We start from the raw sequence: 11,701 nt of genomic DNA, 5'->3' as shown, positions 1-11,701 counted from the left end.
AAATCCGGAGAACTGCCATGAAAGCGCCGAAGATCAACAACGACAAGTATTCCGACATCCTGTGGCAGAACAAGAATACGGGAGAGGTGGAATATTGGTTGCTCCGCTCTGAAAATTCGGCGTCGGAGATCATCGGCTCCAGCAGTCAGGGCATGGTCGGTCCGGGCTGGAATGTTGTCAATAACGGTGACTACAACTCGGACGGCATCGACGACATACTGTGGATGAATCAAAATTCAGGCCAAGTTGTCTGGTGGGATCTGGCCGGTGGCGGACAAAACACGGTTCACGCAATTGCAAATATCGGCCTGGAGTGGAAGGCCATCCCGTTCTACGGCACGAATGCTACGACCGTCAGTCCTCCTCCTCTGCTGTGGTTCAACACGTCAACGGGCCAAGTCGTACAGTGGAACCTCTTAAATGGCGAAGTTAAGTCGATTACGGAAGTAGGAAGGGCGGATCCGAACGCCGGATGGGAAGCCCTCGGGTCAAACGCCGGAAAGATTTATTGGCGGAATCAGCAGACTGGTGAGACAGGTTATTGGACTCCATCTTCTAACGGCCAGTCGTGGAACCGGACGGAGAACAGGGGGGCAGATTGGAAGTTTTTGGGCTTGGGCGATTTTCGCAACGACGAGTCGTCACAATCCTCAAGCGGATCGACAGGGATCAGCCGGCCGCCCGGAACTTTATGGCAAAACACGATAACGGGCGAAGTTTCGACTGGTTATGATGAAACAACCTTCGTCACTACTAATATTTTTCAGACCTATTTTCACACTGAGCACAAAACGATGACGCTCGGATATGCAGCACAAGGGTGGGACGCGATGGTCGGCCAATTTACCTCTCAGACGGCAGGCCAAATTCCCGGAAATCCTCCCAGGGGCGGCGTCACAGATAGCATACTCTGGCATAATCAGTCGACCGGTGAAAGTCTTGTCTGGGATGTTGGGAATGGACCAGGAGCCTTTCATACGACCAATAGCGTCAGCTCGGATTGGAATATTATATGATATCAGTGTGGGTGGATACGAGTCGATTTGAGGCTAGCCGAGGCTCGTCGTCGACGCCCTCCCAGCATTACGGTTGCACATTTCGCTCTCTATCTGGTTGCGAGAAATAAGAGGTTGCGATGCCGAATGCCTGGCTCGAAGCGGCGCTGGAACTCTGGCCGACGAGCCCGCGTACGGCATGGAATGACATTGATATTTGCACATATTGATCGTCAGAACATGATCTAACGGAAATCGAACAAGCACGGAGAGCTGCCATGAAAGCGCCGAAGATCAACAACGACAAGTATTCCGACATCCTGTGGCAGAACAAGAATACGGGAGAGGTGGAATATTGGTTGCTCCGCTCTGAAAATTCGGCGTCGGAGATCATCGGCTCCAGCAGTCAGGGTATCGTGGGGCCAGGCTGGAATGTCGTCAATCATGGCGATTATAACTATGATGGCATCGACGATATATTGTGGGTGAACGAGAATTCCGGTCAAGTTGTCTGGTGGGATCTAGCTGGTGGCGGTCAAAACATCGTTCATGAACTCAACAATATCGGTCCAGAGTGGAAGGCAATTCCGTTCTACGGCAGCAATGCGACGGGGGACACTGGTCTTTCTCCCCTTCTGTGGTTCAACACGTCGACGGGCCAAGTTGTTCAGTGGCGCATGCAGAATGGAGCAATCAGCGGGATCACCGAGGTGGGAAGAGCAGATCCGAATGCCGGCTGGGAAGCGCTTGGATCAAAAGATGGAAATATTTACTGGCACAATCATCAAACCGGTGAGACAGGCTATTGGAGCACTTTTGCTGGTGTACAATGGAACAGGACTGAAAATAGAGGGGGTGACTGGAAATTCTTAGGTCTCGGCAAATTTGTCAATGATGAGGTGAAATACGTTAACGGCGTTCGACAAGGCTACAATAGACCAGCGGGAACATTATGGGAAAATCTGATCACCGGAGAAGTGTCGGCGAGTTATGATGAGACGGTGGTTGTTCAGCCAACTTGGTTTCAGACATTTGTCCATACCGAACACAAAATACAGACGATCGGATATGCGGGACAGGGGTGGGATGCGACCATCGGTCAATTCACATCGGAAACGGCCGGTCAAATCCCGGGGGTCGCTCAAGGGAGGATAACGGATAGTATTCTATGGCATAATCAGTCGACGGGCGAAAGTCTCGTCTGGGATGTTGCGAACGGACCGGGAGCCTTTCATACGCTCAATGGCGTCAGCTCGGAATGGAGCATCATATAGCGTGGATCTCGACTCTCAGGAGTCCAGGTCGGGGTCAGCTGAGGCTGGCCATGGACGCCCTCGCGGGGCGCCGCGCAGGCTCACCAACGCCTCCTGGTGCCTCTGCCAGATGTCGGGCGGCCCCGGATGAGGCTAGCCGATCACGGCCTCGTCCGCGACCGTGCCATGCCGATGCTCGTCGAGTTCCCGCTTCGACCCTCGCGCCATCGCACGGACACGTCGATGCGACGGTGTTCCTCGGGTGCGACCCGCTGCGGTCCTTCGGGGTGTCTCCTGCCGGCGGGGCGGTCCGCGGGGACTGGCCGGGCGTGCTGATCCCACTGAGCCGCGACGTGGCCGAAGTGAGACGTGGCCGAAGTGAGACGCGGCCGAGGTGAGACGCGGCCGAGGTGATGGGCGAGTCGATCCGGATCGGGGCTGGTCGGGCGTCCCGGCTCCGAATCCGCCGTCCCGAAGGAATCGATCGGATCCGGGATGAAGCCGGATGCGGTCGATCCGAGCGAGGCGGTCAATGGACGGGAAGGCATGGCGGCCGAAGCCCGGCTGCTCCGGCCCGAGTGGTAAGAGTCCGTTCACCTCGGACCTCTCGCTTAGGCAGTATGACCTAACCCCAGGCGACTGCCCCAATGCGCTTCCTTCTCGCACCGGCCCTGCTCGGTGCCACGTGCTGCTCCTCCCTTGCCGCCGCACCCTCGCCGTTCCGCGCGGCCCTCGCGGCGGCCGGCGGCTGCGGCGCGCACCGTGCCCTCGCGGAGGAGAGGCTCGGCCGGCTCGGCGCCACGGCGGCGTCCGCCGTGCCGCAGGGCGAGGCCGACCTGTTCGGCAAGCCGGCCGGGCAGTGGACCGAGGACGATATCCGCGACGCCCTGTCCGCCTTCGCAGCCTGCGAGACCCGCTCCGGGCCTGCCGGCACCGGGCGGAGCGAGCGCCTCGCCCGCGACCTGCGCGGCCTCGACACGGCCCTGCGCCGGGTCATCGTCGTCGGGCACGCCCGCGCCCCCGTCGAGGCGGGCGAGGAGCGGGCGCCGCACGGGTCCAACCGCGGTGGTGCGCCGACCGGGCCCACACGGCTGCGGCAGGGCTCGGCCTTCACCCCCGCCCTGCGGAGCGGCGGCGTACCGGGAGGCCCGCGACCGGTCGCGGCATTCGGGGACTCCCCGCCCGCGGAAGCGCCACAGGCGGTCGCCGGACCGGCCGCCTCCCCCGATGCGGGGGACGATGCACCGCCCGCCGGCGCCTGGCACAGGCAGCCGCCGGCCGCCGATCCGGCGCCGGCTGCATCGTTCCGCTCCGCGCTGGCGCCGGTCGCCGCGCACCGGCCGCCGACCGGGCGGACGCAGTGCCCGGTCAGCCTCGGCACCTTCGAGATGCTCCAGGCCGAGATGCGTCTCTCCGAGGTCGAGGGCCTGCTCGGCTGCCGCGGCACCATCGACGTCACCGCGACGATCCCCGGGCTCGGCACCTTCGAGACGTATCTCTGGTCGGACCGCGGCAGCGGCGGCGCCACCATCACGCTGGTCTTCCAGAACAAGCGCCTGCGCTCGAAGGCGCAGCGCGGCCTCGGCGCGGAAGCCGGGCGCGGCGGCTGAGCGACGGGACGGGAGCCGATACGCAACGACGCTGTTCCCGGCGCTGCGGCGCCGACGTCACACCGGAATGCTGCTCGCCCGTCAGTCGAGCCCAGAGCCGCACCCAACCCGCTTGGGGCCTCCCCGCTCCGGGCGGGGACGAGGGGGGATGATCGTGGAAGCGCCGCCCTTGGAGATGCTGTCCTTGGAGATGCCGCCCTTGGAGATGCTGTCCTTGGAGATGCCGCCGGCCTCGCCGCTCGAGGAGACGCACCTGATCGCGGATCGCGTTCGACCGGCCGCTGGACGCGGCGCGGGCCCATCCCCCCCCTGCGGCTCTCCCTGCACCTCGCGATCGCGGCGGCCGGCGGCAACGCGGCGATCCTGGACCTCGCCCGGGACCACGTCGCCGTCGCGCGCGGGCTGCGGGCGCGCCGCCCAGCGAGATCGCTGCGTATCCCGGGCACGGCGACACCGCGTCGGCCACGACCCGGTACGCGCGGTTCACGCCCACGCACCTGCGCCGCTCCGGCCCTGGAGGTTGGACGGCTACGGGTTCACGTGAACCTGTGAGCGCATCATAAACCAGCCAGGGTGCCCTGCCTAAGTCTTTGATTTTCCAAGAAGAGAGATGGTGCCGCTGGGGAGGATTGAACTCCCGACCTCATCATTACCAATGATGCGCTCTACCACTGAGCTACAACGGCCCGTCGGCTCCGCTTCACCGAACCTGCCCCGTGGCCGCGAAGGCCGGGCGGTCCGTGGCCGGGCGCCGAAGACGAGCGGGGGATAGCGGATCGGTCGGCGCATTGCAACAGGCCCGCGGCGCAAGAATCGCGGAAGGGCCCGGCGGAGGCGCCGCGCCGTTCCGACCGGGGTGGCTGGCCCGCCCCTTGCTACCCACCCGGCCTCAGGGGAGCGCGCATGGACATCGAACTCGTCAGCCTGACCAAGCGCTACGGGGACACCGTCGCGGTCGACGGGATCAACCTGAAGATCCGCTCGGGCTCGTATTGCTGCCTGCTGGGCCCGTCGGGGTGCGGCAAGACCACGACGCTCCGGATGATCGCCGGACACGAGACCGTGTCGTCGGGCGACGTGGTGATCGGCCCCAAGGCCGTGGGCGACCTGCCGCCGTCCGAGCGCGGCACCGCGATGATGTTCCAGAGCTACGCGCTGTTTCCCCACCTCACCTGCCGCGACAACGTCGCGTTCGGGCTCAAGATGCGCGGCGTGCCGAAGGCCGAGCGGATCAAGCGCGCCGAGGCGATGCTGGCCCTCGTCCAGATGGACAAGCTCGCCGGGCGCCTGCCGGCGCAGCTCTCGGGGGGCCAGCAGCAGCGCGTCGCGCTCGCCCGCGCCCTCGTCACCGGCCCCAAGGTGCTGCTCCTCGACGAGCCGCTCTCCGCCCTCGACCCGTTCCTGCGGGTGCGGATGCGCACCGAGCTGAAGCGGCTGCAGGGCGAGCTCGGCATCACCTTCGTGCACGTCACCCACAGCCAGGAGGAGGCGATGGCGCTCTCCGACCTCGTGGTGGTGATGAATGGCGGCCGCATCGAGCAGGCGGCCGATCCCCGCACGGTGTTCGAGCGGCCGGCCACCGCCTTCGTGGCCCGCTTCATCGGCGGCCACAACGTCATCGCGCTGCCCGACCGGCGCATCGCCGTCAGGGCCGACCGGATGCGCCTCGGCCCCGAGGCCGGCCCCGAGGCGGCGAGCGCCCGCGTCGTCGCGGTCGAGTACCAGGGCAGCACCGTCCATGTCAGCCTCGAGGCGCCTGAGCTGTCGGCCGAGGCCGGCGCACCGCTCACCGCGATCCTGAGCGACCACGCCTACGCCGACCACCCCCTCGCCCTCGGAGATACGGTGCGGGTGGGCTGGCCCTCGGCGGAAGCCCACCGCCTCGACGCCTGAGCGCGCCGCGGCCCCGAACCCCGGACGACCTGAGGGAGACCACGACGTGACCGAGACCAAGACCCCCCGCCTGTCCCGCCGCACCCTGCTCCAGGGCGCCGGCGCCGCGGCCGGCCTCGCCGCCGGCTCCGGCGTCGTCACGGGCTTCCCGGCGATCATCGCGGCCGAGCCCGTCACCCTGCGCTATCTCGGCACCGCCGTGAACCAGAGCGGCGACATCGCCCGCAAGGTGAAGGAGGATCTCGGCATCACGATCGAGTACATCCCGGTCGTGACCGACGAGGTCTCGAAGCGCGTCGTCACCCAGCCGAACTCGTTCGACATCGTCGATTCGGAGTATTTCAGCCTCAAGAAGCTGATGCCGTCGGGCAACCTGGTCGGCATGGACGCCCGCCGGATCAAGAACGCCGACAAGATCACCCCAGTCTTCACCAAGGGCGAAGTGGCGGGCAAGACGATCGGCGACCAGGGCACGGCGCCCAAGAAGGTGTTCTATCTGGAGGGCCAGAACTCGACCAAGTTCGCGTCCTCGCCGACCGAGTGGATCACCCTGATCCCGACCACCTACAACGCCGATACCCTCGGCATCCGCCCCGACCTGATCAAGCGCCCGATCTCGAGCTGGAAGGAGCTCCTGAACCCCGAGTTCAAGGGCAAGGCCTCGATCCTCAACATCCCGTCGATCGGCATCATGGACGCCGCGATGGTGGTGGAGGCCACCGGCGACTACACCTATCCCGACAAGGGCAACATGACTAGGCCTGAGATCGACCGCACCATGAAGGTGCTGATCGAGGCCAAGCGCGCCGGGCAGTTCCGCGCCTTCTGGCAGGACTTCAACGAGTCCGTGAACCTGATGGCGTCCGGCGAGACGGTGATCCAGTCGATGTGGTCGCCGGCGGTCACGAAGGTGCGCTCGCAGGGCGTCGCCTGCACCTACCAGCCGCTCAAGGAGGGCTACCGCGCCTGGGCCTCGGGCTTCGGCCTGCCCAAGACCCTGACCGGCAAGAAGCTCGACGCTGCCTACGATTTCATCAATTGGTTCCTGTCCGGCTGGGCCGGTGCCTATTTGAATCGCCAGGGCTACTATTCGGCGGTGCTCGAGACGGCGAAGGCCCAGATGGAGCCCTACGAATGGGCATTCTGGATGGAGGGCAAGCCGGCCGAGAAGGACATCAAGGCGCCGGACGGCACCGTGATGGAGAAGGCCGGCGCGGTGCGCGACGGCGGCTCGTTCGAGCAGCGCATGGGCGCCGTCGCCTGCTGGAACTCGGTGATGGACGAGAACACCTACATGGTCCGCAAGTGGAACGAGTTCATCGCCGCATGAGCACGGCGACCGCTCGCGTGCCCTCCCTGCCGGAGGCGGCGCAAGCCGCCCCGGCTCTCCCGGGCCTCGCCGCCGAGACGCGGCGCCAGCGGCGCCTCGCCTACTGGCAGGCGATGCCGCTCGGGCTGGTCTTCCTCGCGTTCTTCCTGGTGCCGCTGGCGCTCACCCTGATCGTCAGCTTCTGGGAGTACAACGAGTACGAGATCATCCCGGCCTTCACCCTGCAAAATTACGCCGACGTGTTCGAGGGCTGCCTGTCGGGGGCCGACCTCTGCACGACCTTCCGGACCTACCTGTCGACGCTGAAGTTCTGCCTGCTCGGCTGGGCCGCGACGCTGACGGTCGGGTTCACGGTGGCCTACTTCGTCGCCTTCCACGTCCGCTCGACGGCGATGCAGACGGTGCTCTTCCTGATCTGCACCATCCCGTTCTGGACCTCGAACGTGATCCGGATGATCGCCTGGATCCCGCTGCTCGGCCGCAACGGCCTCGTCAACGACACGCTGATGGGCCTCGGCGTGACGAAGGCGCCGATCGAGGGGCTGCTCTACTCCGACTTCTCGGTGGTGCTGGCCTTCATCCACCTCGATACGGTGTTCATGATCGTGCCGATCTTCAACTCGATGATGCGGATCGACCGATCCCTGATCGAGGCGGCGACGGATGCGGGCGCCACCCCCTGGCAGACCCTGTGGAACGTCATCGTGCCCCTGTGCAAGCCCGGCATCGCCATCGGGTCGATCTTCGTCCTGACGCTGATCATGGGCGACTTCGTCACGGTGGGCGTCATGGGGGGTCAGCAGATCGCCTCGGTCGGCAAGGTGATCCAGGTGCAGATGTCCTACCTGCAATTCCCGGCGGCCGCCGCCAACGCGGTGGTGCTGCTCGGCGCCGTGATGGTGCTGATCGGCGCGCTCACCCGCCTGATCGATCTGCGCCGGGAGCTCTGACGCCATGCGCCGCGACGGTCCCCGTCCCCTCTCGTTCTACCTGCTGGCGGCCTTCTTCGGGCTGTTCGTGCTCTTCCTCTACGGGCCGACCCTGACGATCCTGGTGCTCAGCTTCCAGGGCCCGCAGGGCGGCCTCACCTTCCCGATGAACGGGGTCTCGACCTTCTGGTTCTCGCGCCTGTGGGCGGGGCTCGGCGTCGTCGACATCTGGGCGGCGTTCCGGCGCTCGCTGGCGCTCGGCATCGTGGTGATGGCGCTCACCGTTACCCTCGCGTTCTTCGCCGGCCTGGCCTTCCGCAAGGGCTTCCTCGGCCAGACGCCTTTGTTCTACACCGCGGTGGCGAGCCTGATCGTGCCCTCGATCGTGGTGTCGCTCGGCATCGGCCTCGAGTTCCGGCTGATCGACGAGGGGCTGAAGGCGCTCGCCGCCTGGACCGGCTGGGGTTTCCTGCAGGACCACGGCACCGTGATGGGTCTGTTCACGTCGGCGCTCGGCGCCCACCTAACCTGGACCCTGCCCTTCGGCCTCCTCATCATGTTCGCGGTGTTCAACCGCTTCAACCCGGCCTACGAGGAGGCCGCCCGCGACCTCGGCGCCACCGGCCCGCAATCCCTCCGTCACGTCGTGGTGCCGATCATCCTGCCCTCGCTCGTCGGCGTGGCTTTGTTCGGCTTCACCCTATCGTGGGACGAGCTCGCCCGCACCAGCCAGGCGATCGGCGGGCGCAACACCCTGCCGCTGGAACTCCAGGGCCTCACCACCACCGTGACGACGCCGGAGATCTACGCGCTGGGCACCGTGACGACGGGCGTGTCGCTCCTCGTCATCGGGCTTGCCTTCGGCAGCTTCCTGCTGATCCAGCGCCGACGGGCCCGGCGGGTGACCCTGCCGGGGACGTGATGCGCCGGGGGGCGGGGGCCGCCCGTCGTCGCGCGACCGAAGTGCCGACATGGCAGCTCGGTTGTGGCCCCGGCCTTCCTGCCGTCCACGACCTCATCCTGAGGCGCACGCGAACCGTGCCTCGAAGGAGGGCTCCAGAAGCCACCACGATCCCTGGAGGCGTCCTTCGAGGCACGCTTCGCGTGCGCCTCAGGATGAGGTTGAGGGCAGGAGAGCCGAAGGCCCGCCTCACCCGCTTGTCGTGCAGCCTGGTCGTTCGGCGTGGCGGACCACCGCCTTGATGGTTCTCGAGAACGGCGCCGGGAGGGCGGGCCTTGCCGCGTCCGCGGCCCTGCGCTCGTGAAGGGTGTCGAAGAGAGGGGATGGTGGGCGCACTAGGGCTCGAACCTAGGACCCGCTGATTAAGAGTCAGCTGCTCTACCAACTGAGCTATGCGCCCGTCGCTCGCGAGAGCGAAAGGGGAACGGCCACCAACCGTTCCTGAGTGTATGAGTTACCGCGAGAGTAACCGGAATGGTGGGCGCACTAGGGCTCGAACCTAGGACCCGCTGATTAAGAGTCAGCTGCTCTACCAACTGAGCTATGCGCCCGTCGCTCGCGAGAGCGAAAGGGGAACGGCCACCAACCGTTCCTGAGTGTATGAGTTACCGCGAGAGTAACCGGAATGGTGGGCGCACTAGGGCTCGAACCTAGGACCCGCTGATTAAGAGTCAGCTGCTCTACCAACTGAGCTATGCGCCCGTCGCTCACAGGAGCGAACCCGGGGAAGCCACCAACCGCCCCGGCGGTGAGGGTCGTTTAATGGGCCGGCCGGGGGCTGTCCAGCCCCGATCCCGCCGGCCCTTCGATTTTTTGCCGGATCACGCGCTCCGGCACAGGCCGCTCACTCGGCCGCGGCGTGCTGGGCGTGCAGGCGGCTGGCGCCGGCCATCAGCTTGTTGAGCGCCGCGAGATAGGCCTTGGCGGAGGCCACCAGGGTGTCCGGGTCGGCGCCGCGGGCGGTGACGATGCGGTCGCCCTGGCGCAGGCGCACCGAGACCTCGGCCTGGGCGTCGCTCCCGCCCGTCACCGCGTGGACGTCGTAGAGTTCGAGTTCGGCGTCGTGGTTCACCAAAGCCTTGATCGCGTTGAACACCGCGTCGACCGGGCCGTTGCCGTCGACCTCCTCGGTGACGGTGCGGCCCTCGATGGCGAGCTTCATCGTCGCCCGCTGCGGGCCGCGGGTGCCGGCGACCACCGTGAGCGAGACCAGCCGGATGCGGTCGTGGGCGGTGGCCAGGTTCTCGTCGACCAGCGCCTCGATATCCTCGTCGTAGACGTGCTTCTTGCGGTCGGCCAGCGCCTTGAACCGCTCGAAGGCGTCCTGGAACTGGTTGTCGGACAGGCGGTAACCCATCTCGTCGAGCTTCGAGCGGAAGGCGGCGCGGCCCGAATGCTTGCCCATCACCAGGGAGGTCTTGTGCACGCCGACCGATTCCGGCGTCATGATCTCGTAGGTGGTCTGGTTCTTCAGCATCCCGTCCTGGTGGATGCCGCTCTCATGCGCGAAGGCGTTCCGGCCGACGATCGCCTTGTTGTACTGCACCGGGAAGTGGGTGGCGCCGGCGACCAGCTTCGAGGCGCGCACGAGCTGGGTGGTGTCGATGGAGGTCTCGTAGGGCAGCACGTCGGCGCGGGTCTTGATCGCCATCACGATCTCCTCCAGCGCGGCGTTGCCGGCCCGCTCGCCGATGCCGTTGATGGTGCACTCGATCTGGCGCGCGCCGCCCTCGATGCCGGCGAGGGAATTCGCCACCGCCAGGCCGAGGTCGTTGTGGCAATGGACGGAGAAGACCGCCTTGTCGGCATTCGGCACCCGCTCGCGCACGGCGCGGAACATCGCCCGGTACTCCTCGGGCGTGGCGTAGCCGACCGTGTCGGGCAGGTTGATGGTGGTGGCGCCCATCCGGATCGCCGCCTCGACGCAGCGGCACAGGTAGTCGATCGGGGTGCGGGTCGCGTCCATCGCCGACCACTCGACGTCCTCGACGAGGTCGCGGGCCTGGGCGACGGTCGTCAGGATGATCTCCAGCACCTCGTCCTCGGTCTTGCGCATCTGGTGGGCCAGATGGATCGGCGAGGTCGACACGAAGGTGTGGATGCGCCCGCGACGCGCGAACCGCACCGCCTCGCCGGCGCGGGCGATGTCGGCGGGAATCGCGCGGGCGAGGCCGGCGATCACCGCGGACTTCGCGCGGAGGGCGATCTCCGCCACCGCCTCGAAGTCGCCGTTCGAGGCGATCGGGAAGCCGGCCTCGATGATGTCGACGCCCATCGTGTCGAGCATCTCGGCGACCGCCAGCTTCTCCTCGAGCGTCATGGTGGCGCCGGGGCACTGCTCGCCGTCGCGCAGGGTGGTGTCGAAGATCAGCACGCGCTCGGGCGACGAGGGGGTGCGGGCGGTGGTGTCGGTCATGTCGGGAATCCTGGTTCGCCCGGGACGTCGGGTCGCGCGGGCCGGCTGGTCTTGTCCGCTTCACGATCCCCCAAGGGCCCAGGCGCATGCCCGGACGGCCCTCAGGGGCTGATAAGGAGAAGGAGGCCGGCGAGGAGGAGCGCGCGCGACCGCGCCGCCGCGAGGGCGGTCGTCGGGGGCGTCAGCAGGGAGCCGGCATGAGCCACGGCTCGCGTCTCCTGGAGGGTGCGGGACCCGGTGCGAGGGTCCCCCGTGTACCGGGCCGCGCGCGCGATGACAAGCCGCAGCCTGCAGGGCGGTGGCGACGGCGCCGT

8 protein-coding genes and 4 tRNA genes are annotated in these 11,701 nt (G+C 66.4%); 7 read left to right on the top strand and 5 right to left on the bottom strand.

Annotated features, from left to right (window positions below):
• Nucleotides 1–17 precede the first annotated feature (17 nt).
• From EU555_RS00145 to EU555_RS00135, 3 genes are all read left to right on the top strand, one after another.
• The gene (locus EU555_RS00145; RefSeq protein WP_135412432.1) at nucleotides 18–1,016 is read left to right on the top strand and encodes an FG-GAP repeat domain-containing protein; all 999 of its coding nucleotides are present in this window, start codon (nucleotides 18–20) and stop codon (nucleotides 1,014–1,016) included.
• A gap of 257 nt (nucleotides 1,017–1,273) precedes the next feature.
• Nucleotides 1,274–2,269, top strand: a complete 996-nt coding sequence (locus tag EU555_RS00140) for a hypothetical protein (RefSeq protein ID WP_135412431.1) — start codon at nucleotides 1,274–1,276, stop codon at nucleotides 2,267–2,269.
• Between the two features lie 626 nt (nucleotides 2,270–2,895).
• Nucleotides 2,896–3,858, top strand: a complete 963-nt coding sequence (locus EU555_RS00135; RefSeq protein WP_135412430.1) for a hypothetical protein — start codon at nucleotides 2,896–2,898, stop codon at nucleotides 3,856–3,858.
• A 611-nt stretch (nucleotides 3,859–4,469) separates the two neighbouring features.
• On the opposite strand, the gene EU555_RS00130 is transcribed toward EU555_RS00135, so the two are convergent.
• Nucleotides 4,470–4,544, bottom strand: a tRNA-Thr gene (locus EU555_RS00130).
• Nucleotides 4,545–4,761: 217 nt separating this feature from the next.
• Here EU555_RS00130 and EU555_RS00125 point away from each other — a divergent pair.
• From EU555_RS00125 to EU555_RS00110, 4 genes are read left to right on the top strand one after another with little or no spacing between them, the layout of a single operon-like run.
• The gene (locus tag EU555_RS00125) at nucleotides 4,762–5,751 is read left to right on the top strand and encodes an ABC transporter ATP-binding protein (protein ID WP_135412429.1); all 990 of its coding nucleotides are present in this window, start codon (nucleotides 4,762–4,764) and stop codon (nucleotides 5,749–5,751) included.
• 46 nt (nucleotides 5,752–5,797) lie between these two features.
• Nucleotides 5,798–7,081: an ABC transporter substrate-binding protein gene (locus EU555_RS00120; RefSeq protein ID WP_135412428.1), complete on the top strand. Its 1,284-nt coding sequence runs from the start codon at nucleotides 5,798–5,800 to the stop codon at nucleotides 7,079–7,081.
• Nucleotides 7,078–8,031 (top strand): ABC transporter permease, encoded by a 954-nt coding sequence (locus EU555_RS00115; protein WP_135412427.1) that lies wholly within the window; start codon nucleotides 7,078–7,080, stop codon nucleotides 8,029–8,031. Before EU555_RS00120 ends, EU555_RS00115 begins: the two co-directional genes overlap by 4 nt.
• 4 nt (nucleotides 8,032–8,035) lie before the next feature.
• Nucleotides 8,036–8,932, top strand: coding sequence for an ABC transporter permease (locus EU555_RS00110; RefSeq protein ID WP_135412426.1), 897 nt, complete (start codon nucleotides 8,036–8,038; stop codon nucleotides 8,930–8,932).
• 363 nt (nucleotides 8,933–9,295) lie between these two features.
• On the opposite strand, the gene EU555_RS00105 is transcribed toward EU555_RS00110, so the two are convergent.
• The 4 genes from EU555_RS00105 to EU555_RS00090 form a co-directional block, all read right to left on the bottom strand.
• Nucleotides 9,296–9,371: transfer RNA gene (locus EU555_RS00105), tRNA-Lys, on the bottom strand.
• A gap of 75 nt (nucleotides 9,372–9,446) precedes the next feature.
• A tRNA-Lys gene (locus tag EU555_RS00100) sits at nucleotides 9,447–9,522 on the bottom strand.
• A gap of 75 nt (nucleotides 9,523–9,597) precedes the next feature.
• Nucleotides 9,598–9,673 (bottom strand) — tRNA-Lys (locus EU555_RS00095).
• A gap of 142 nt (nucleotides 9,674–9,815) precedes the next feature.
• Nucleotides 9,816–11,387: a 2-isopropylmalate synthase gene (locus EU555_RS00090; protein ID WP_135412425.1), complete on the bottom strand. Its 1,572-nt coding sequence runs from the start codon at nucleotides 11,385–11,387 to the stop codon at nucleotides 9,816–9,818.
• Nucleotides 11,388–11,701 lie beyond the last annotated feature (314 nt).

Origin of the sequence: Methylobacterium nonmethylotrophicum (assembly GCF_004745635.1) — a bacterium.
In the GTDB taxonomy this organism is placed as follows: Bacteria; Pseudomonadota; Alphaproteobacteria; order Rhizobiales; family Beijerinckiaceae; genus Methylobacterium; species Methylobacterium nonmethylotrophicum.
This window is presented reverse-complemented; position numbering and strand designations above follow the sequence as displayed.